Below are 22,280 nucleotides of genomic sequence, written 5' to 3'. Positions count from 1 at the left end.
ATAGTCATAATCTGTGTTGTCTCCTGTTCTATCCCACACTTCGCTCACCTAAATCTGCTTTGAATAAACTCAGTTGGATACTGATTTCAATAGATTAAAAACGAAGCGTTCATCTCGCTTTATTTGAAAACTCGATTGACTAAAGGTGCTGTGAACAAAGCATGAGGATCATATTGCTTTAAAATATGACTACTCGACTGAATGGTTAAATGATTAGATTGACCCTGAGCATGGACGCGTGGAATTTCGTAATCGATATAAGTTGAACTATCCCAAGCTTTTTGATTGGTATAGCCCCACCCTTTAGACCATTCTGGTCGCATCAAAGAATCACCTTGATAACGTTGTGACATCCACTCCTCAACTTCTGTGTAAAATTGCGCTGAGAATGGCGTACCTGGCAAGGTTAAAATATCAAACCAAACGGCACAGTCCCATTCAGGATGATCAGGACAAGGTTTAATGGCTGATAATGCTGCTGTTTGAGCGCTGTGAACAATTGAATCTTCTGGATGATCCAAGCCCGTAACTCGAATTTCAACAGGTCCATTCATTGGGAAACGACCCATTTTTTGATATTGCTTCATTTTCATGCTGTAATAATCACAAAAATCAGCAATAACCCGTTGAACGTTTGCACGACTGGTAATGACAGCATAGCCATTTGCCGTAACACGCAAAGTTGTTGGTTTGACATACAGTAAAACGTTTTTTGACGTTCCCCATAAATCATAAGTTTGAGTGGAAGCCAAACCACCAGTCAAAATCGTCGTGATTCCAGATAATGGCGTACCATTTAAACCTAGTTTAGAGATTTCATACTGAGTAAAACCGAAGGTTGGCGTGAGATAAGTACTTTTATTGACGATGATTTTATGAATCAAATCAGTAATAGGTTTGATTAAATTATCTGAGAACCAATAATTGAATGGTTTGACTGTCTGTCGAGCAGTCAAAGGACGATACGGAGTAACAGTCCAAACTTTTAACCAAGGATAATCGGTGAACGGAAACCAAATTGCTTCTACACGACCAGATTTATCCAGAAAATGAGAGAAGGTACGTCCAGCATGCTTATCTTGAGCAAATAGCTCATTGATATGAATGTCGGTATAGCTTTCACAACGAATATATTGATTTTTTGACGTTTGTAATTGTGCAGATAAAATAAATGCACGACCTATATGAACTAAAAATGCACGAATTTCAGGATCATTTCGCAGGAAGGTTTTTGCAACGTATCGACCTTCTCGTTGGTCGAAAACAGCAGCAGTGATCGATACCACTAAATTACTGATCGAACCATAAGTTTGACCTTCTTGTTTTTTTTCCCCTACGGCAGGTACACCTGTGCCATGACCATCAATGGCCAACACACCACCCAAAGTCAAATCTCCAGGTGCTGGTACTGCCACAAATCCACGATTACGGTATTCCATTGCGGTTAACAATGCTTCCATTTGAATGCCTGCTTCGGCAGTCACAATACCGTTTGCATCAATACTTACTTTGTTGATATGCGTTGGCATATCAATCAATAAAATTTTAGTAATCTTGTCTTGATCATCCAACAATAAAGGTGACCAATTATGTGACATCCCTTTGGCTCTGACTTTATAACCATTTTGATAAGCCCAATTAATCGCTTTTAAAACTTGTTCTTGATTTCTGGGTGATGCTGTCCATGCATTTTCATAACGAGATTCCCCAGACCAATTTTCATATTCCTGTTTAAAAATTGAGATTTCAGTTGGGAAATTAACTAATCTTTCTTGTAAAGGAAAAAACCAAGCCTCTGCCTTTTGTGTTGGGAACCATGCTGAAACAGCACCAACAGCAGCTAAGCTACCCATTGTTTTTAGAAAGTTTCTTTTATCGTGATCTATTTGTTCTGATGAGTTTTGCATTGTTATAGCCACCAAAAGTTTTAGCTTTATTATTTCTGTAACTGAAAGCAGACAAGTACTCATGACCAGTCTGCCTTTAACACTTTATTTAAAACTTATGAAAGCCAAGCACGAACGCCATTCAAAGTCGGAAGAAGTTTATATTGACCTTCTGCCTTTTCTTTTTCGTAATGGTTTGGAGTTTCATCTACATCGCCACCAAGTGCACGACCTAGACCAATTAATGTTTTTGATGCCACTAAACCAGTAGTATCAGCAGCTTGGTGTACTAGCCCTAAACCTACTGCACTAAATACAACACCAACTGATGAAATCAGTTTTGAATTAAGTGTTTGATTGAATAAGTTCACACCGTGGATGATTGAGTCACCAATCAACGTTCCAGCACCAGATACTTCATTGATTTCTTCTTGCTTTAATTCAACTAAGCTCATGATTAAAACCTCGTTATAAAGAATTTATGTTAAATACACCTAACTTTTGTTAAGCATTTTTTAATATACAGGATGAAATATGTAGTATTAATGACAAATAAATAACGTTATTTAATTATTTTGTGATTTATTTAACATTATTTATGATAATCTGGTCGACTATTTTTATCGAAAATAACTGTTCAATTTCAAATGATAGATACATCATTGGCCCGTTCATCACCATTGATTGAATATGTAGGAGCATTACAAACATGGCAATAAAAAACTAAAAAACTAAAAAACAAAATTTTAAGGTCTATTTTAGAAGGTCTTAATATTTACTAGTCCAAAATACATCATGATCATCATGAGCAATAGCACTTGAAACGTCAGCACCAAGACAAAGCAAAACTGAATACAAAGCAATAAGTATGGTTGTATAACTGTCACAGGGGGTCACAGTATCTGCAGAAATTCCGATAAAGAATCCTAATACAGCGGGCAGATTAAAAAAGTATCCCAATGCAATGTCCAAGTAGAACAACACCATGGTTGATGGTAAAAGAAAAAACCGATTTAAGTCGTTGCTTAAATCGGTTTTCAGTCAGTTGATTCACTGAACTAAGTTTTCAATTTTTTGTTTAATTTGAATAATAAGGTATTAACGACCATAGATTTCTAAAAGTTTATCTAAGGTTGCTTGATAATGAATATCGATATCTTCAGCTAAAATAGCATACGCATTATCTAACTGAACCATTGGCCAGCCTTCTTTCCAAAATGGAAAAATATTGTGTAGATCATGTGTTACGATTGCTTCTTCACGTGTAATCGCCTGTGCAACCTGCGATAAAACTTGTGCTGTTTCAGCACCATCAATCTCAAGATAATCAATACCACGCGCTTTAAGAATACGAATTCTGTCTTTTTTATATTTAATTTTTTTTGCTTGTGCTTCATTTAAGCCTAGCGCAAGTGTCACTGCTTCAACAAACTTTTCTTCGAAAGATTGATGTAATGCAACCAAGGCTTTTTTATGTGCTTCCTGACGCCCCTCTTTACCACCACTTCGAATCAGTTTATTCGCCTCAACATTAAGTTCGTCAGATTTCATTGACTGCAAAATATCTAAAATTTCGATATCACTTAAAGATTCAGCATTGTGGTGTGTCATGGGAGTACTTCAATTCAACTTAATCTTGCATTTTCTCATAATTCAACACAAATACATAATCTAATTCAAATTGAATCGATAAACTTTCAAATGATTCTAAATATTTGGAATTATACTTCCGAGTTTTAGTGCAATATTAAAGTCAAAACGATGGGTAGTGTGATTGCAGCACCGATAATTTGCAGACTAATTACGCCAGCCATTAATTGACTGTCACCACCCAATACTTTTGTCAGAATATAAGCAGCTGAAGCCGTTGGTAATGCAAAATATAAAATGAAGATTTGCGTCTCTAAACTATTGAAGCCCAGCATTTTACAGACCAACCAAGCCAATATCGGCATTAAACATAAACGCGATAGCGTGTTGATCATTAGCGGAAATGATTCTTTTTTAAGAGCCACAAATTGCAATGCAGCACCGACACACATTAGTCCCATAGGTAAACTACATATCGCAAGTTGGTAAATTAATGACTCTGCACCTTTCCATAATGGCAGCCCGGATACATTGTAGAGCACCCCAACCAGGCAACCTAAAATTAAAGGATTTTTGAGTAGCGATATAATCACTGCTCGAAAATTCATATTTTCATGATCGGTCAGTGCCAATACCGAGATGATATTCACAACAGGAATACTGATCGCCAACAGCAATGCAAAAATTGTCATGCCTTCTGCTGGAAAAAGCGAAGCAACTACTGCTAAACCAATATAGGTATTAAAACGTACATTGCTTTGAACATAGACTCCAAATCTTCGTGTTGGGGTCTGAAAAATTCTTTTTAGAATATATAAAACAGCACAAGCAATTGGAAAGACCACGAGTAAAATGACTAAAATTTTACTCACCATCTCCATATGAATATCAGCTTGAGCCAAATTACCAAAAAGCATGGCAGGAAAAAAAACAAAATAGTTAAGTTTCTCTGCACCCGCCCAAAACTCGTCTGTTAAATACGATTTCTGTTTAAGAAAATATCCAATTAATATGAGCCCTATCAGCGGCACTAAGGATAAAACAATGCTGTACATAAATGATGAGCCTAATCGAGTGCAGATCGCTCAGCCCTAATACGCTCAATCAACCACAGTGGTTTATTGCATGCATTTTGAACTGATCATTTTATATTACACTGCATCAAGCTGATCGTCTCAAAAATTCATCATTTACATCATGCATTGACTTGTTTTATATACGCTAAAATTTCAGGCAAAGTCTGAATTGTTTTATTTAACGGCGGTTGATGTTCAGCTAAGGATTGGTGAAACCCGCCAAATATAGTCCATCTAATCCAGCCTGAGTAGCACCCCAATAATCATTCACTGGATGATCACCAACATAAAGACAATGGTCAGGTGTAATTCCTAATTGTTGACAAGTCATATGAAATATTTCTGCTTGAGGCTTTGACACACCTGCCTTCTCAGAACTCATGATCACATCAAAATAATGCGAGATTCCTAGACCTTCGATAATTTTGTGTCGAGTGAAATATCCTCCATTCGAAATGATTGCCAACTTAAATCCTTCGCTTCTAAGCTGATCAAGCGTCTGAATAGCATTTGGCATCATGACTGCGTTTAGTCCAAATTGATTAAACCAATAGTCACTTAATTCATCTAATTCTGGTGCTTTTTTCCATTTCAACTGCTTGAGTAATGCATGAGCAACTGAACCACCAATGGTAGGTTCAGTCATTCTTTCTCGGATGGGATAGCCACCATGATCAATATATCGAATCGTTTCGAGAATCTCAGCTTGCGCAGACGAGGCAGATTGATCGATTTGCTGTTTATATGTATTAAATAATGCCCGACTAAAAGTTTGAACACTTAAATCTCGGTGTGTCAGTGTATTGTCCAAATCAAAAATAACAGCTTGAATTTTCATACTGCTTAGAGGAGTGTATTCATTTGCCCATGCTATCAACTCTCCGCAATCTCGATTATTCATTTTTATTTCATCCTAAGCATGAAAATGAATAAAAGATAGATTACAGACTAATTCCATTGATGTTTGTTTTGAGCTGTATACCGACTCCATACTAAAATCGGTATGAACAAAAATAATCCTAATATACAGATCAAAATGAGATATGAGGTATAACCGAGCCAATCGCCTAATATGCCACTCACGGTATACAGTGCTCCCGCAATGGAAGCCATCAATGCGACTTGGAAAGTAAAATCTGTTCCTGCAAATTCTTTCCGACTGTATTGCATCACCAAGGTTAGAATAATCACCAATAACATCGCAGCGAACATATCTTCTAAAGCATTGATGATATAGATCCACACGACGTTCAATTCAGAAGGTCGCGCCTCATAATGCGATAACCATGCAAATCCAATGAGACTCAATAATTTAAGCAGTGAAAAAGTAATTAAAGCACTTTGACGCGAATAAAACCTAAGTAGCCAACCTGCAATACCTGCTCCGATCAAAGCAGCAAATGCTCCAAGCATGGTCACATTGACACCAATTTGCGTCTTAGATAGTCCTAAATCGACCAACAATGGTTTAAGAATAGGTCCAGACAATCCATCCGTCACTTTAATGCTACACAATACAAAAAACCAAAGTCTGAGTTCTCGATTTTGAAAAAAATATTTTAAGTAATGACTTAAAGCTTTCACGAAACTTTGAGTTTTAGATGATGAATCATCATCTTGATAATTATTGATACTTTGTGAAGCATGTTGAGGCTCACGATACAATAATACGGGTAGCGTATTAAATGCCACCAAAACAGCCAAGCATAAAAAAGTGGTTTGCCAAGTCAATGCATCTAATACCCACAATATCGCACCGCCTCCCACAATAAAGCCCAATCTTGAACCAATCACTTGGAACATATTGCCTAGATGCTGTTGTTCGCCTTTTAGAATATTCACAGCTAAGCCATCAGTTGCTATATCTTGAGTCGCTCCGATACTATTCATCATCAATAATGCCACGAAAAATCCAAAGAGATATTGAGGTTGGTTCAGTGATTGAATGGGGATAAACGATAAGATTATCAGCGTAATCATTGTGAGTAACTGAGTGGGTATAATCCAACTGCGGTAATGCCCTTGATTGAACAAATGATGGCGATCAACCAATGGAGCCCATAAAACTTTGAGTGCCCACGGAGCCATCAGCAATCCAAATCCACCAATATGCGTTAAGGAAACACCTTCAGCACGCAGAATCACGGGCAAAGCATGTGTCATAAATCCTACTGGCAATCCTTGCGCCCAATAGAGTGAAAATAAAAGCACATACATCTTGGTATTTGGTGACATGAAAGAGGTGTCCTGCAACTGATGTCTTCTTAATCAATTCGTATTGAGATGTCCTTGTCACTTGATTCTTATTCTGCCAATGTATCTCATACACAAGGTCTTTATAATAAGTTTAAAAAGCATTTATACAACGTACAATGAACAATAGATTTCCAAAATTACCATCACAAGTTCCTCAACGCGGTTCAAAGTTGAGTCGAGCAGCGTTCAAACAGCTTTATCTTCGACAAGGCTGGTCTTTTGAAGGAGAATTTCCAAATTTTCCCAAAGCTGTCGCAATTGTGTCCCCGCATACATCAAATTATGATGGACTGTATGCCTTTCTCGCGATGCTTGGCATTGGCATTGAAGTCACAATCTTTGGAAAAGATAGTCTGTTCAAATCTCCACTCAAACATTTACTCAAATGGATCGGGGTGATTCCGGTAAAACGTGATACCCCCCAAGGCTTGACTCAACAAATTGTTCAAGCTATTCATGAACGAGATAAAATTTGGGTGGCAATGGCACCTGAAGGTACACGAAAAAGTGCTAAAAACATTCGCAGCGGTTTTTATCACATTGCCTTAGGTGCAAATATACCAGTGGTAATGTTTGCATTTGACTATGATCATAAAGTCATTCGATGTTTAGGAAGCCTCGAAATGACGGGAGACTATGAATCTGATCTGCATAAAATATTAGAATATTATCGTGGAAAAATTTCTCCTAAAAATATGAGTCGTTTAGCATTACCCTTTAAAGAACTTTTGTAAAAATGCTAGAAAAATAGACAGCAATCTGTTGAGATATGCCTAAAATTTTGACACTTTTTAGCAGATTAATGTCTATGTCATTGCTCCTCAATCTTCCCAAAATCAGCTTCATTGGCCTGAGTTTATTGGCACTATCAGGCTGTAACTCTACTGTAAAAAATCCTACACAATCCACTCAAATTCAAGCACGCGAGCCAGTGATCGCGATTGCTCTAGGCGGTGGTGGTGCAAAAGGTTTTGCGCATATTGGTGTATTAAAGGTTTTAGAATCTCATGGTATAAAACCCAAAATTGTTACGGGTACAAGTGCTGGAAGTTTTGTCGGTAGTATTTATGCTTCAGGCAAATCTCCCTATCAACTACAGCAAATTGCGCTTCAACTGAAAGAGTCCGATATTCGTGATTTAACTTTAAATCGACAGGGTGTGGTCCTCGGTCAAAAGCTCCAAGATTATGTCAATCGACAGGTTGGGAACAAACCGATTGAACAATTCCCGATTCGATTTGCTGCAGTTGCCACACGTTTAGATAATGGTAAACGCGCTGATTTCGTCAAAGGTAATACAGGTCAAGCCGTAAGAGCGTCATGTAGTATCCCTAACGTCTTTGTTCCAACAACGATTGGCAAAACCAAATATGTTGATGGTGGACTCGTGAGTCCAATTCCAGTTCAAACTGCCAAAAATATGGGTGCAGATATTGTGATAGCAGTTGATATTTCTGCACGCCCTGCAGGCAATAAGCCGATGAGCATGTGGGGACTGTTGGATCAAACGATTAATATTATGGGTCAACAAAGTATCAATACTGAACTCAATGCAGCTACAGTCGTGATTCAGCCAAAAGTTGGCCATTTAGGAACTTTGGATTTGAAAGCCAGCAATGAGGCAATACTTGAAGGTGAGAAAGCAGCGCAACTGAAAATTAAATCAATAGATACCGCAATTGCCAATTTCAAAAAATCTCCTGCTGCTTTCAAACCTGCACCAACAGCTCGCTTTTAAGCATTTTTTATAGGCTTCTCTGCCCTAGTCTGTTATCTTGATATAGATGTTTTCGTCTATAACAAGATAACGATTAGAGTAGATGTATGGACTTATTGATTGAACCTTGGCATTGGTTTGTATTAGGTATTTTGCTCATCCTGTCTGAGCTCATTTTACCGGCCTTTGCTGCACTGTGGTTTGGTATAGCTGCAGTCATTATTAGCATACTGGTGTGGCTATTTCCTTCTATGGGGCTTCCAGCTCAAATTATTTTATGGGTTGTCCTATCGATTTCATGTACGGTGATTTGGTTTAAATTTATTAAACCACTTTCCGTTGATAAGACTAAAGCGGGGCTCTCACGTGAATCGACAATCGGACAAGTTGGGATGGTGATTCAAATTGGTCATGAACCTGAATTGGTCAAAGTTCGTTTTCAGCTTCCAGTTCTCGGCTCTGACGAATGGAATTGCAGAACACTGAGCCCTGTTCAGGTCGGTGATCGTGTCAGAGTTACAGATATTTTAGGTAATGAGCTGGTCGTTCAAGCTCACAATAACCTCAATTCACCGTTATAAACAATAATTCTTAAAGGAGTAGAAATGTCTGGTTCAATTATTGCCATCGCATTTTTGGCATTCGTCGGGATCACTATTTTTAAAGGGGTTCGTATCGTTCCTCAAGGCTATAAATGGATCGTACAACGTCTGGGTAAATACCATACGACCTTAAGTCCAGGTCTAAACTTTGTGATTCCTTATGTTGATGAAGTCGCATATAAAGTCACAACAAAAGATATCGTTCTTGATATTCCATCTCAGGAAGTAATTACAAGAGATAACGCAGTACTTTTAATGAACGCTGTTGCCTATATCAACATTACTACACCAGAAAAAGCAGTCTACGGTATCGAAAACTATACTTGGGCGATCCAAAACCTTGTCCAAACTTCTTTACGTTCAATCGTCGGTGAAATGGACTTGGATGATGCATTATCTTCACGTGATCATATTAAAGCGAAGCTGAAAGCAGCAATTTCTGATGATATTTCAGATTGGGGAATTACGCTTAAAACGGTTGAAATCCAAGATATTCAACCATCAGGTACGATGCAATCCGCAATGGAAGCCCAAGCCGCAGCTGAACGTCAGCGTCGTGCGACAGTGACACGTGCTGATGGTGAGAAACAAGCTGCGATTCTGGAAGCTGAAGGTCGTCTTGAAGCATCACGTCGCGATGCTGAGGCTCAAGTTGTACTCGCTGAAGCTTCAGAAAAAGCCATTAATATGGTTACCAATGCTGTAGGCGACAAAGAGATCCCTGTCGCTTATCTACTTGGTGAACAATATGTAAAAGCAATGCAGGATATGGCTAAATCTAATAATGCTAAAACTGTAGTATTGCCTGCTGACATCATGAATACGATTCGTGGGGTAATGGGTCGTAATAATCCTTAAATCGCTCAAACACTCTTCAAAATTTAAAAGGCAGCTTCGGCTGCCTTTGTTATTGATATGACTCGAGATTCAATTCTTCAGCATTTATTTTAAATTTATGGTTAAATTTCGCATCCTGAAAGATTGCATGAAAACAATCTATCGTCTAACTGCATCATGGAAATTGTATGAGCACCTTTGATCCCACCTTAATCACTTTCTTGTTCTATATTGTCGCCATGGTCGTGATTGGTTTAATCGCGTATCGAGCGACCACGAACTTTTCAGATTATATTTTGGGTGGACGACGCTTGGGAAGTTTTGTAACAGCCCTTTCAGCTGGTGCTTCTGACATGAGTGGCTGGTTACTTATGGGTTTGCCAGGTGCTATTTATCTTTCTGGTCTATCAGAAATGTGGATTGCAATTGGTTTAATTATTGGTGCATGGCTCAACTGGCTGTTAGTGGCAGGACGTCTCAGAGTTCATACTGAAGTTCAACACAATGCCCTTACACTCCCAGATTACTTTTCCAATCGTTTTAATGATCAGAAAAAAATTCTACGAATCGTTTCTGCATTTGTCATTTTAATCTTCTTTGCCATTTATTGTGCTTCAGGCATGGTGGCAGGCGCTCGATTATTTGAAAGTATGTTTGATCTTTCTTACAGCACTGCCCTTTGGATTAGTGCAATTGCAACGATCAGTTATGTGTTTATTGGTGGGTTCTTGGCTGTTTCTTGGACAGACACCATCCAAGCGGGATTAATGATTTTTGCCTTATTGCTTACCCCCATCGTGGCTTTACTGACTTTTTCCGATTTATCTCAAGTGAATCTAGCACTTGAAGCAGCGCGACCAGAAGCAAGCAGTTTAATGGGTAACTTAAGTACCGTCGCAATTATTTCATTACTGGCTTGGGGTTTAGGCTATTTCGGACAACCTCATATTCTCGTACGTTTTATGGCTGCTGATTCAGTTAAATCGATTCCTAATGCTCGTCGTATTGGTATGACTTGGATGATTCTGTGCCTTGGTGGTGCAGTGGCTGCTGGATATGTCGGTATTGCTTATTTTCAGCAAAATCCACAGTTCGCTAATATTGTGAATGCTAACCCTGAAACTGTATTTATGGAGTTAACGAAAGTTCTATTTAACCCATGGATCGCCGGCATTGTATTAGCTGCCATTTTGGCTGCGGTAATGAGTACATTGAGTTGTCAACTTCTTGTATGTTCAAGCACTTTAACCGAAGATTTTTATAAATCTTTCATCCGTAAAACTGCTTCTCAAAAAGAACTGGTTTGGGTGGGTCGCTTGATGGTGCTACTGATTGCTTTACTTGCGATTGTTTTAGCGTCAAACCCTGAATCTAAAGTACTTGGTCTAGTTGCCTACGCTTGGGCAGGCTTTGGGGCAGCATTTGGCCCGCTCATTATTCTGTCTTTATTCTGGAAACGCATGACATTAAATGGCGCTTTGGCGGGGATGATCATTGGTGCAGTGACCGTTATTGTATGGAAAAATATTTGGGCTGATACTGGAATCTATGAAATCATTCCTGGCTTTATTTGCTCTCTCATCGCAATCATTGTTGTGAGTTTATTAGGTAAGCAACCGAACTCAGATGTTACTGACCGATTTGACGAAGCAGACCGATTATATAAAGCGACAAAATAACAAATGAAAAAGAGGACTTTCTGTCCTCTTTTTTAACTCTTTCGAGCAAGTAAAAAAGCTGAAATTTGTTTAAGTTCAGATGCTGAATCACCAAAATAATCTAAAGCACTAATCGCTTGCTGATGAAGCTTATTTGCATATTCTTTTGCAGCATCTAAACCCAATAAAGCTGGGTATGTTGATTTTTCGACAAGTTCATCTTTTCCAGCGGTCTTTCCAAGCGTTTCAGTATCCGAAACTATATCTAAAATATCATCTTGTACTTGAAATGCTAAACCTAATGCTTGACCAAATTCACGCAATTTTGGAATGCCTGCATCTACACCGTCCATCACTGTCACTGCTGACATCATGATTGCCGCCTGAATCAGTGCACCAGTTTTATTACGATGAATATTTTCCAATGCTTCCTGATCAATTTTCTTGCCTTCTGCTTGCAAATCTAGGACTTGACCACAAACCATCTTAGAAGATGATGTCGCCAATATCTGCATTTGCTTCAACACAATAGAAGGATCTACAGTCACTTGTGTATCAAAAAGTCGACTTCCTAAAACCTCAAATGCCATCGACTGCAAGATATCTCCGGCAAGTAGTGCTGTATCTTCACCATATGCAACATGGCAAGTTGGTTGACCACGACGCAACAAATCATTATCCATACATGGTAAGTCGTCATGAGCAAGTGAATAGCAATGAATTAACTCGACTGCAACTGCTGCACGTCGCACAGCAGCAAAATTTTTATGATCTTCACTTAATTTTGCTGTTGCATACGCTAAAGCTGGACGAACCCGTTTTCCACCTAACATGACTGCATGATTTACAGCACTTTTCAAAGGCTCTGGAATGAAAAATGCATCTAGTGCAATTTTCAGATCCTGTTGGATTTGCTGTTGAGCACGTTGTAATACTTCACTATTCACAGAGATATGTACTGTCACTGCCGTCTTTGAACCTCAAGTTATACCGTTTCATGTCGGTATATATAAAATTGTCCTTATTCTACAACCAATTGTGATTGCTACAAAACACAATGCTGATTTGTTTTATTTAGTGATAGGTTTAAATGAAGAGTGACTATTCATCTAACACATGAATCGAGTTTCGACCCAATACATGTGCAATGTCAACCGCACGATCTAAGGTTTCTAATATTTGCTTTTCTGAGTACATTTTCTGGCAATTAGGATGAAAAATCCCAATCGCACACGTGAGTACCTCATCCTCTTGAGGATCGAAATAAATTTTTTCACGGACCAATGTTTGTTTTAGGCGTTCAGCAATGGTGAGAATTTTCCAAGGAGTCGATTCTTGAATCACCAAGATAAAACTTGCAGAATTCAAACGATAGACTTCTGCTAAATCTTGATTCAACTCCTCTTTAATCAGAGATCCAATACGACTCAAAATTTCATCGCCAATGGTATAACTATTGAGCTGATTAAACTTTTTAAAATTTTCGACTTCAAACTTGATAAAAGAATAATTTTTCCGATCTTGAATAAGGAAGCGATCTTTTAAAAACTGTTCAAATGCCAGCTTATTGTTCATCCCAGTCACAGGGTCCAAATATAGCTCTTCAAACAACCTTTTATTATTTTGGATCAAGACACGTTCACGTCTTTTCAATTTTGTTATATCTGCACATACGATCAACACGCAATCCAAAGAGGTTGATTTATCTCTTAAAGCACTAAAATAAATTTGAAAAAAATGCCCTTTTGAATAGAACTCATTTTCAATTTTGTATAAGCGTGAATCATGTCGAAACAATTGCAGCGCATCTTGAAATAATTGGTAAACCGTCGTTGATACGAAACCTAATTTCTTTCCGAGTAAATAGAGTGCATCACTCTCATAGATATCAGCAAATAATTGATTTGCACTAATAAATACACCATCATGCTGAACTAGTGCCACAGGCACAGGGATTTTGGCAATCACAGATACCAAATCTAATTTATTTGTAGCATGAATTTGGTTTAGAAACTCTTGATCAATCTTGGGCGTATCCTGCTCAAAATTATTATCCTTCTTCATTGGTCTTTCTCATTTTAATTATTCGTGGAGCGAAGGCTATTCAGCAACTTAATTTTATGAATTCGGTGAATATAATCACGTTGACTTATTTCCTTAATATAACATGTCAAAATTGTCATAGTCTCAATTATTTATGAGTGAATCGTACTGTTAGTAATGCTTTCAGACTAATTTAGTATACTTATCACATATTTTAAGCGCGTAAAAAAACCACTCGAAAGTGGTTTTTTCATATTAAAACGTATCGCCAGGAATTCGCACCCATCCTTCCATGAGTACTCGAGCACTGCGACTCATAATGGCCTTTTTTACAGTCCATTGGTCATTAATTTTCTCCGCTTCAGCACCCACTCTGAGTGTCCCAGAAGGATGCCCAAATCTGACTGATTTTTTTTCACCACCACCTGAGGCTAAATTGACTAATGTTCCAGGAATTGCAGCGGCGGTTCCAATCGCTACAGCTGCGGTTCCCATCATGGCATGGTGCAGTTTACCCATAGATAAAGCACGAACCGTCAAGTCGATCTCATCAGCGTGTACTGCTTTTCCGCTAGATGAGATGTAATTTTTAGACGCAGATACAAATGCAATTTTAGGTGTATGCTGACGTTGAACCGCTTCATCAATATGCTGAATAATACCCATCTTTACAGCACCATAAGCACGAATTTTTTCAAACTTGGCCAAGGCCTCGACATCATTATTGATATGATCCTGAAGTTCAGTTCCTTCATACCCCAAGTCTGAAGCACACATAAAAATAGTTGGAATACCCGCATTAATCAGCGTCACCTGAAAGCGACCAATATCTGGGACTTCCAGTTCATCAACCACATTTCCTGTGGGAAACATGGCAGCCCCATCCTCTCCATCATCTGCGGGATCTAAAAATTCTATTTGCACCTCTGCAGCTGGAAATGTTACCCCATCAAGCTCGAAATCACCTGTTTCCTGAACCTGACCATTTGTGATTGGGACATGCGCAATAATCGTTTTCTGAATATTGACCTGCCAAATCTTTACCGTACAAATTCCATTCTCTGGGATCTTTTCTGCACTCACGAGACCATTTGAAATCGCAAATGAGCCTACAGCAGCCGTAAGATTGCCACAATTACCACTCCAGTCGACGAATGGTCGATCAATTGCAACCTGTCCAAAAAGATAATCTACATCATGATCAGGTTGAGCGCTTTTAGAGAGAATGACTGTCTTACTGGTACTAGATGAAGCACCACCCATTCCATCGATTTGTTTGCCATAAGGATCAGGGCTTCCTATCACACGTAATAAGATCTGATCTCTTGCTTTACCTGGAACTTGAGCTTCTTTGGGTAAATCATTTAAGTTAAAGAAAACACCTTTACTCGTTCCTCCACGCATATAAGTGGCTGGAATTTTAATTTGTGGTGTTGAACTCATAGCTCATTCCTTCTCTTTTAATATTTGTTATCAATCGTGATTTTTAGTTCAATACAGTATAAATGATTTTTTATGTGAACATGAGCACTTAACACTATGGTATGAATTTCCATCAATTACGATAGATTAAATTTAATTCACTCTCACAAAAACAAATTCTAATAAAATTAAATGATTGATTAAAAAATAATTAAATCATTTTTCTATAATAATTTTATTTTATTTAAATCATAAAAAACATTCATGAACGCTGACGTACTAGGCTAATGCAATTTGATCTATTACAATCTTGTAACTTATTTCAATCGTCGGGCTGAATACTTTGAATAACAAGTCTTCACAACTTCAGCGTGGCTTAAAGAATCGTCATATCCAATTAATCGCTATGGGTGGTGCAATTGGTACAGGCTTATTTTTAGGTTCCGCACACGTGATCCAATCTGCCGGCCCATCTATTATTTTGGGTTATGCAATTGGTGGTTTAATCGCTTTTTTAATTATGCGCCAATTAGGCGAAATGATTGTTCATGAACCTGTTGCAGGATCATTTAGTCATTTTGCAAATAAATATTGGGGTAAGTTTCCTGGATTCCTAGCAGGTTGGAACTATTGGATTCTTTATATTTTGGTCGCGATGACCGAATTAACAGCTGTTGCAAAATATATTAACTATTGGTGGCCTCACATTCCTGCTTGGTCATCAGTTCTTTTCTTCTTTATTATCATTACCTTAGTTAACCTCTGTAATGTTAAATTTTATGGAGAATCAGAGTTTTGGCTGTCTATTATTAAAGTAGCAGCTGTCGTGTCGATGATTGTCTTCGGTCTATTCTTGTTGTTTACAGCAGGATCTGACTCTACTGCATCATTCAGTAATCTTTGGACTCACGGTGGTTTCTTCCCTCATGGATTCGAAGGTTTATTCTTCATGTTGGCATTCCTGATGTTCGCCTTTGGTGGCATTGAACTGATTGGTATGGCGGCAGCTGAGGCTGAAAATCCAGAGAAAACGATTCCTAAAGCAATTAATCAAGTTGTTTTCCGTATTCTGATTTTCTATGTTGGGTCGCTTACAATTCTTCTTTCTTTAGTTCCATGGAATCAACTACAACTTGGTGGTCTAGATAAAAGCCCATTCGTAATGATCTTCAGTCAACTGGGTATTGATTGGGCTGCTCACCTGCTCAACTTTATTATTTTGACTGCTGCTCTATCAGTATATAACAGTGGAATGTACGCGAATAGCCGTATGCTTTTTGGTTTAGCAAAACAAGGTAATGCCCCTAAAATTTTTGAAAAAACCAATAAACAAGGTGTACCTGTTCCTGCGGTATTGTTGTCAGCAGTGTTAATTTTCGGATGTGTTTTATTAAACTATTTCGCACCTGAAGATGCTTTAAGTAATTTAATTTATATTGTTGTTGGTGCTCTAGTACTTAACTGGGCGATGATTGCTTTGACTCACTTGAAATTTAAGCAAGCGATGAAACAGTCGAATACCACTTCTAAATTTCCTGCTTTATGGTCACCAGCGAGTAACTATTTAGTTCTTGGGTTTATTCTTGTCGTGCTTTACATCATGTGGACTCAAGGCTTAAGCGGTGCTGTGATCATGATTCCGATCTGGATTATCCTGATGTTGGTATTATTTAAATTACTTTATCGAAAATAGTAAGATGCATTAAAAAAAGTTATTGCTAAGCAATAACTTTTTTTTAAAAAAATTTATTTGATCAGATTAGTATGCGTCCTTAGCTTAACTGGATAGAGCAGTTGCCTCCTAAGTGACCGGCGTGGGTTCGAGTCCCGCAGGGCGCACCATTTTCTTAGATTAATACACTTATCAACAAATTGGCCGAAAATAAAAAAAATAATGTCATTTCAGTCAAATTTTTGTTGCATCTCATTACCTTTATGATATGTTGTTTGTAGAGCAAAAAATAAACATTTAAGCATAAATCGTTTATTTATCAGCTCTTAAGGAAATAACTAAAAAAATTCTATTAAATTAAAAATTCACATTATCTAAGGATAGATAACATGAAATTAAAAACCATCAGTGCATCTGTATTATTTGCTTTATTACCGATTTCTGGGGCTTATGCAGCCGCTATGGATCGCTCAGGTCAATCGATAGGAGCATTTTTACAACCGAATAACTATTTTGAAGCTGGTATCTCCATTATTGACCCTGATGTATCTGGTAAAAACCAACTTGGAAATATCAGTGATATGGCTGAGGATTATTACTTCCCAAGTGCTGCATTAAAACTGCAATTAAATGAAAAATTCTCTTTCGGCTTACTCTATGATCAACCCTTTGGAGCATCAGCCTATTACACAGATGGATTACTTCCAGGATTACTGCCAGATAGTACACTTCCTCTCTCTTCAACAGAGGTTAAAGTAAATTCAAATAACATATCAGCTATTGTTGGGTTTCAACCTAATGCAAATTTGAATATTTATGGCGGTGGTGTATATCAGGATGTGAGAGGTAATTTAACTTTATCTAGTTTAGCGAATTATCAGGCTCATTTTAAAAGAGATGAAGGTTATGGTTGGTTAGCTGGTGTTGCATATCAAATCCCTGAAATAGCGTTAAAAGCATCCTTAACATATAGATCTGAAATTGACCATAGTTTGGAAACTACGGAAGATGCCAATGGTTTGATAAACGCTTATTCAAGTTATTTTGGTTATCCTAGTTTTATTGTTGAGAGCATAGTTGGACCTCAAGTAGCTCAAGTACTAACTAATCTTAAAAATTTAGATTCGAGTGGGGCATTAAATACACCTTCTCAGAATACTAAAATCAGCACTCCACAATCAGTTAATTTAGACTTTCAAACAGGCATCATGGCAAACACCGTTGCTTTTGCAAATGTTCGATGGGTTGAATGGGGAGGTCTAAAAATTGATATTGATAAATTTAGATTGTTAACACAAGCTGTTACTGGTCAAGGACAAAATATTATTGAATATGATAAAGATCAATGGTCTGCAACCGTTGGCGTTGGTCGTAAGATTAATGAAAAATGGGGCGGTGCATTATCCGCAGGTTGGGATTCTGGAGCTGGGAATCCAGTAACCGCACTTGGACCAACAGAAGGCTACTGGAATCTAGGTTTGAGTGCTCAGTTTAGCCCTACTCCTTCAACCTTTATCGGTGGCGGTGTAAAATATTTTTGGTTAGGAGATGCTGATGGCCGATCTGTTGGTCGTGAAGTGGGTAAGTTTGAAGATAACAATGCTTGGGCATATGGCCTAAAAATGGGTTATCGTTTCTAAACTCTATTCATTTTTTGAAGAGCACTTAAGTGCTCTTTTTTATTTAATCATGAATGCCATTGACTGACTGTATAGTTCATTTATGTATTAACGATAAGATAGTGTCATTCAAAATTAAATAACTCATAAATTCAATAATTTATATAAAAATAAAATTCCTATTATTTTTATCAGAATTAAAATTCAATTATAAATTTATTTCCTTAGAGTATTTACTCTGATTCTTAATGTGTTATTTTGTGAACATAAGATTTAGGATCAGTTTAAGATAACTAATCCTCAATTCAATTGGAAAATACAAAATAATTCATTGAAGAAGATCAGGGAAAATTCAAGTGAAATTAACAAAATTATCAGCTGCTGTATTATTCGGTTTGGCATCATCAGGCACTTTTGCTGCTGCATTAGATCGTTCTGGACAATCTATTTCATCATTCCTTCAACCAGGAAATTACTTCGAAGCTGGCATCTCAATTTTAGATCCATCTGTCTCTGGTAAAGACTTATCTGGTAATTACACTGGTGATATGGCTGGTGATTACTACTTTCCTTCTGCAGCATTAAAAATTCAAGCGACTGATAAAATCTCATTTGGTTTGATTTATGACCAGCCTTTCGGTGCTGATGCAGCATATAAAGGTAACAATAATTTTACCACACAAGGTTCTGATACAATTTTAGGCGCACTCCCAGTTTACCTTGGTGAAAAGCCAGCAAGTGCTCCTATAGGTGTAGGTTTAAATACTGGTGTAACAGGTGGCACATCAGTCGAAGTAGATACACAAAATATTTCCGCTATTATCGGCTTCCAACCTAACGAAAATTTTAATTTCTATGGCGGAGCTGTTTATCAGACTGTTAAAGGAAATGTAAAATTAAGAGGATCGACGTATAGTATCTTTAATGGATACGATGCTGATATTAAAGAAGACGGCGACTTCGGTTGGTTAGTCGGTGCAGCTTATCAAATTCCTGAAATCGCTTTAAAAGCCTCTTTAACATATAGATCTGAAATTAGTCATGACGTTGAAGTAAATGAAAGTATTCCTGCTGCAACCGCATTAGCAAATCCAGCAAATGCTCCTCAATTGATTGGCCTCATTACAACTTTGACTGCACTTGGACAAATCGATCAAGATCGAGCAGATAGCCTACAAGGAGCAATCGGTGCTTTAGGTGCTGGCTTCAAACCTGGATCTACAAATGTTACTACTCCACAATCTGTCAACTTAGATCTACAAAGTGGCATTATGGCGAACACCGTAGCATTTGCAAACATACGTTGGGTGGATTGGTCTAGTTTCTCAATTAAGCCTAATAATTTCGGTCAATTGGCTGATGCACTTGGTAGTGCCGGACTTATCCCTGGCAAACCTAATGGATTTAACCTAGTTGATTATTCTAAAGATCAATGGTCTGTAACAACAGGTGTAGGTCGTAAATTTAACGAGCAATGGGCTGGTAATGTTTCAGTTGGATGGGATTCAGGTGCAGGCAATCCTGTAACGACACTTGGACCAACAGAAGGTTATTGGAATGTAGGTTTAGGTCTTCAATATAGCCCTACTCCAGCTACGTTTATTGCAGGTGGTGTTAAATACTTCTGGTTAGGTGATGCTGATGCTCAGACAGGTGCACATAGCGCAGCAGGAAAGTTTGAAGACAATGACGCTTTAGCTTATGGTCTTAAAATCGGCTATAAATTCTAATCATTCATCAATAAAAAAAGACCACAATCATGTGGTCTTTTTTTATTTTTATACAAGTATAAATTAATTGTCTGTTATATCATCATTTAAAATAAGAAAACGACTCAAACTACAATTCCTTTTTTGCTCAATAATACTTTTTAAAAACATGGACATAATTATTTAATCTCATAACTTGATGATGAAGCAATATAAATTTGATTATATTTCAATCATTTCCGAGTATTTACTCTTTTTTTATTTATGTTATTTTTCATGCAATTTTTTAGCCATATGGCATTCATGGATGAACATCATGAAATTTAAAGTACTTTCATACTCAGTCTTATTATCTACACTCCCATTAACTTCAATCTACGCCGCAGGATTAGATCGTTCAGGTCAGTCGATTTCAGCATTTCTCCAATCAGGTAATTATGCAGAAGCTGGCATTTCTGTTTTAGATCCTACCATTAAAGGTTCTTCCACAGTGATTAATAAAATCACTGGTCAGGATTTAACAGGCGAAAAAATTACCGATATGGGCAGTGATTATTATTTTGTAAACACTGCTCTTAAACTACAGATTACTGACCAAGTTTCTTTAGGATTAATTTACGATCAGCCTTTTGGTGCAGATGCATTATACGATGCTAAAAATCAATCATTTGGCAATAGTTTAAGTGGTACATCAGTTGAAGTTAAGACACAAAATTTAACTGCACTCATTGGCTATCAACCCACTGAAAATTGGAATTTTTATGCTGGTCCAGTATGGCAAACAGTTGAAGCTGATATCAATTTAAAAGGTAGTGCATACCAAGTCTTAAATGGCTATAACATCCATGTAGACCAAAAAGAAGCTTATGGCTGGATTGCAGGTACTGCATACCAAATTCCAAAAATTGCATTAAAAGCATCTATCACTTATCGCTCTGAGATTAAACACAAAGCTCAGTCGAATGAAACCTCGCTCCTTCCACTTTACGCCGATGCATTAAAAAAGCCTGAGTTTAATAGATTAGATAAGATCGCTGCAGTAACTGAAGCAGTTACTCCACAATCTGTAAATATTGATTTACAGTCTGGAATTACAACAAACACTTTGGCGTTTGCTAACCTGCGTTGGGTTCATTGGGATCAATTTACGGTTACACCTAAATTACTTGGATTAGTTGGACAGGACCTCATTTCGTATTCCGATGATCAGTACTCTGCAACCTTAGGTGTTGCACATAAATTTAATGATCAATGGGCAGCAACCACAACTGTAGGCTATGACTCTGGAGCTGGAAACCCTGTAACCACTTTAGGTCCAACTGAAGGTTATTGGAGTGTAGGCTTAGGTGGTCAATTCAACCCATCACAGCAAAGCTTTATTCAAGCTGGTGTTAAATATTTCTGGTTAGGCGATGCAACTGCACAAACGGGTGGCATAAATGTTGGAGAATTCAGCAACAATTATGCATTAGGTTATGGCATGAAAATCGGGTATCGATTCTAACAATTGTTATAAGAAAAGGACGCTAAAGCGTCCTTTTTTCAAAGTAATAATTTAAGCTGGAATATCACGAACAGAAGCGTTGCGAATCGCTTCTTTCAATGCAGCATAACCATTAATCGCAGGAAATTGTGGGAATTCTGCAATTACATTATCTGGCGCATCAAATAAGAAACCTTGATCTGCTTCACCGAGCATCGTGGTATCGTTATACGAGTCGCCTGCAGCAATTACACGGAAATTTAAACCGTGTAAAGCTTGCACTGCTTTACGTTTTTGATCAGGTTGACGTAGTTTATAATTTGTAATCATACCATTTTCGTCAGTTTCTAATTTGTGACAGAAAATCGTAGGCCAACCTAACTGCTTCATCAATGGATGAGCAAATTCATAGAATGTGTCTGATAAAATGATGAGTTGGAAATGAGTACGTACCCACTCGACAAACTCCTTAGCGCCTTCAAACGGTCCCATATCTGCAATAACAGCTTGAATGTCATTTAAACCTAAACCATGCTGTTTAAGAATATTTAAACGCTGAGTCATGAGCACATCGTAGTCTGGAATATCTCGAGTTGTTGCTTCAAGCTCTTTAATTCCTGTTTTTTTTGCAAAATTAATCCAAATTTCAGGAACCAAAACGCCTTCAAGATCTAGACAAACGATTTCCATGATACTGCCCTCAGCATTAA

General features: G+C 37.7%; 18 protein-coding genes, 1 tRNA gene and 1 pseudogene. 10 read left to right on the top strand and 10 right to left on the bottom strand.

Translation table 11 applies throughout. The features are described from left to right. Nucleotides 1–119: 119 nt before the first annotated feature. From AC1M9F_RS10085 to AC1M9F_RS10060, 6 genes and pseudogenes are all read right to left on the bottom strand, one after another. Nucleotides 120–1,907, bottom strand: a complete 1,788-nt coding sequence (locus tag AC1M9F_RS10085; RefSeq protein ID WP_481597689.1) for a cholesterol oxidase substrate-binding domain-containing protein — start codon at nt 1,905–1,907, stop codon at nt 120–122. Between the two features lie 95 nt (nt 1,908–2,002). Beyond that, on the bottom strand, nt 2,003–2,341 hold the full coding sequence (locus AC1M9F_RS10080; protein ID WP_481591651.1) for a hypothetical protein: 339 nt from the start codon (nt 2,339–2,341) through the stop codon (nt 2,003–2,005). Nucleotides 2,342–2,984: 643 nt separating this feature from the next. Next, nucleotides 2,985–3,497, bottom strand: coding sequence for a hypothetical protein (locus AC1M9F_RS10075; RefSeq protein WP_179998562.1), 513 nt, complete (start codon nt 3,495–3,497; stop codon nt 2,985–2,987). A 125-nt stretch (nt 3,498–3,622) separates the two neighbouring features. Then, a complete protein-coding gene (locus AC1M9F_RS10070) occupies nt 3,623–4,531 on the bottom strand; it encodes an AEC family transporter (RefSeq protein ID WP_481597688.1) in 909 nt (302 codons plus the stop codon). Nucleotides 4,532–4,671: 140 nt separating this feature from the next. Continuing rightward, nucleotides 4,672–5,390: pseudogene (locus AC1M9F_RS10065) on the bottom strand (HAD family hydrolase). Nucleotides 5,391–5,500: 110 nt separating this feature from the next. Beyond that, nucleotides 5,501–6,787, bottom strand: a complete 1,287-nt coding sequence (locus AC1M9F_RS10060; protein WP_481597687.1) for an MFS transporter — start codon at nt 6,785–6,787, stop codon at nt 5,501–5,503. Between the two features lie 137 nt (nt 6,788–6,924). Between AC1M9F_RS10060 and AC1M9F_RS10055 the strand changes: the two genes are divergently transcribed. The 5 genes from AC1M9F_RS10055 to putP all read left to right on the top strand — a co-directional run bounded on the left by AC1M9F_RS10055 (nt 6,925) and on the right by putP (nt 11,643). Continuing rightward, nucleotides 6,925–7,542: a lysophospholipid acyltransferase family protein gene (locus tag AC1M9F_RS10055; RefSeq protein WP_481597686.1), complete on the top strand. Its 618-nt coding sequence runs from the start codon at nt 6,925–6,927 to the stop codon at nt 7,540–7,542. Between the two features lie 74 nt (nt 7,543–7,616). Further along, the gene (locus AC1M9F_RS10050) at nt 7,617–8,546 is read left to right on the top strand and encodes a patatin-like phospholipase family protein (protein WP_051586590.1); all 930 of its coding nucleotides are present in this window, start codon (nt 7,617–7,619) and stop codon (nt 8,544–8,546) included. Nucleotides 8,547–8,632: 86 nt separating this feature from the next. Then, nucleotides 8,633–9,106 (top strand): NfeD family protein, encoded by a 474-nt coding sequence (locus AC1M9F_RS10045; RefSeq protein ID WP_481597685.1) that lies wholly within the window; start codon nt 8,633–8,635, stop codon nt 9,104–9,106. 24 nt (nt 9,107–9,130) lie between these two features. Next, complete coding sequence (locus AC1M9F_RS10040) at nt 9,131–9,985, top strand: SPFH domain-containing protein (protein WP_035268029.1); 855 nt, start codon at nt 9,131–9,133, stop codon at nt 9,983–9,985. 167 nt (nt 9,986–10,152) lie between these two features. Then, nucleotides 10,153–11,643 (top strand): sodium/proline symporter PutP, encoded by a 1,491-nt coding sequence (putP, locus tag AC1M9F_RS10035; protein WP_092767008.1) that lies wholly within the window; start codon nt 10,153–10,155, stop codon nt 11,641–11,643. Between the two features lie 32 nt (nt 11,644–11,675). Here the strand turns inward: putP and AC1M9F_RS10030 are convergent, their stop codons facing one another. The 3 genes from AC1M9F_RS10030 to prpF all read right to left on the bottom strand — a co-directional run bounded on the left by AC1M9F_RS10030 (nt 11,676) and on the right by prpF (nt 15,108). After that, nucleotides 11,676–12,587, bottom strand: coding sequence for a polyprenyl synthetase family protein (locus AC1M9F_RS10030; protein WP_481597684.1), 912 nt, complete (start codon nt 12,585–12,587; stop codon nt 11,676–11,678). A gap of 136 nt (nt 12,588–12,723) precedes the next feature. Further along, the gene (locus tag AC1M9F_RS10025) at nt 12,724–13,686 is read right to left on the bottom strand and encodes a GGDEF domain-containing protein (RefSeq protein WP_481593594.1); all 963 of its coding nucleotides are present in this window, start codon (nt 13,684–13,686) and stop codon (nt 12,724–12,726) included. A gap of 234 nt (nt 13,687–13,920) precedes the next feature. After that, entirely contained in the window at nt 13,921–15,108 is a 1,188-nt protein-coding gene (gene prpF, locus AC1M9F_RS10020; RefSeq protein ID WP_481597683.1) for a 2-methylaconitate cis-trans isomerase PrpF, read from the bottom strand. Nucleotides 15,109–15,430: 322 nt separating this feature from the next. Between prpF and AC1M9F_RS10015 the strand changes: the two genes are divergently transcribed. From AC1M9F_RS10015 to AC1M9F_RS09995, 5 genes are all read left to right on the top strand, one after another. After that, a complete protein-coding gene (locus AC1M9F_RS10015; RefSeq protein WP_481597682.1) occupies nt 15,431–16,780 on the top strand; it encodes an amino acid permease in 1,350 nt (449 codons plus the stop codon). Between the two features lie 73 nt (nt 16,781–16,853). Further along, nucleotides 16,854–16,929 (top strand) — tRNA-Arg (locus AC1M9F_RS10010). Between the two features lie 219 nt (nt 16,930–17,148). After that, a complete protein-coding gene (locus AC1M9F_RS10005) occupies nt 17,149–18,399 on the top strand; it encodes an OmpP1/FadL family transporter (RefSeq protein ID WP_481597681.1) in 1,251 nt (416 codons plus the stop codon). A 335-nt stretch (nt 18,400–18,734) separates the two neighbouring features. Continuing rightward, a complete protein-coding gene (locus AC1M9F_RS10000; RefSeq protein WP_481597680.1) occupies nt 18,735–20,108 on the top strand; it encodes an OmpP1/FadL family transporter in 1,374 nt (457 codons plus the stop codon). Between the two features lie 295 nt (nt 20,109–20,403). Continuing rightward, nucleotides 20,404–21,591, top strand: a complete 1,188-nt coding sequence (locus AC1M9F_RS09995) for an OmpP1/FadL family transporter (RefSeq protein WP_481597679.1) — start codon at nt 20,404–20,406, stop codon at nt 21,589–21,591. 51 nt (nt 21,592–21,642) lie between these two features. Here AC1M9F_RS09995 and thrH read toward each other — a convergent pair whose 3' ends face one another. Further along, entirely contained in the window at nt 21,643–22,260 is a 618-nt protein-coding gene (gene thrH / locus AC1M9F_RS09990; protein WP_035269809.1) for a bifunctional phosphoserine phosphatase/homoserine phosphotransferase ThrH, read from the bottom strand. Nucleotides 22,261–22,280: the final 20 nt, after the last annotated feature.

The organism is Acinetobacter sp. ANC_7504 (assembly GCF_056779995.1).
This window is presented reverse-complemented; position numbering and strand designations above follow the sequence as displayed.

Coding starts and splice junctions, on each gene's coding strand:
- AC1M9F_RS10075 (WP_179998562.1), bottom strand. CDS start 3,497: ATGACACACCACAATGCTGAATCTTTAAGTGATATCGAAATTTTAGAT.
- prpF (WP_481597683.1), bottom strand. CDS start 15,108: ATGAGTTCAACACCACAAATTAAAATTCCAGCCACTTATATGCGTGGA.
- AC1M9F_RS10060 (WP_481597687.1), bottom strand. CDS start 6,787: ATGTCACCAAATACCAAGATGTATGTGCTTTTATTTTCACTCTATTGG.
- AC1M9F_RS10050 (WP_051586590.1), top strand. CDS start 7,617: ATGTCATTGCTCCTCAATCTTCCCAAAATCAGCTTCATTGGCCTGAGT.
- AC1M9F_RS10080 (WP_481591651.1), bottom strand. CDS start 2,341: ATGAGCTTAGTTGAATTAAAGCAAGAAGAAATCAATGAAGTATCTGGT.
- putP (WP_092767008.1), top strand. CDS start 10,153: ATGAGCACCTTTGATCCCACCTTAATCACTTTCTTGTTCTATATTGTC.
- AC1M9F_RS10025 (WP_481593594.1), bottom strand. CDS start 13,686: ATGAAGAAGGATAATAATTTTGAGCAGGATACGCCCAAGATTGATCAA.
- AC1M9F_RS10045 (WP_481597685.1), top strand. CDS start 8,633: ATGGACTTATTGATTGAACCTTGGCATTGGTTTGTATTAGGTATTTTG.
- thrH (WP_035269809.1), bottom strand. CDS start 22,260: ATGGAAATCGTTTGTCTAGATCTTGAAGGCGTTTTGGTTCCTGAAATT.
- AC1M9F_RS10040 (WP_035268029.1), top strand. CDS start 9,131: ATGTCTGGTTCAATTATTGCCATCGCATTTTTGGCATTCGTCGGGATC.
- AC1M9F_RS10085 (WP_481597689.1), bottom strand. CDS start 1,907: ATGCAAAACTCATCAGAACAAATAGATCACGATAAAAGAAACTTTCTA.
- AC1M9F_RS10070 (WP_481597688.1), bottom strand. CDS start 4,531: ATGTACAGCATTGTTTTATCCTTAGTGCCGCTGATAGGGCTCATATTA.
- AC1M9F_RS09995 (WP_481597679.1), top strand. CDS start 20,404: ATGAAATTTAAAGTACTTTCATACTCAGTCTTATTATCTACACTCCCA.
- AC1M9F_RS10005 (WP_481597681.1), top strand. CDS start 17,149: ATGAAATTAAAAACCATCAGTGCATCTGTATTATTTGCTTTATTACCG.
- AC1M9F_RS10055 (WP_481597686.1), top strand. CDS start 6,925: ATGAACAATAGATTTCCAAAATTACCATCACAAGTTCCTCAACGCGGT.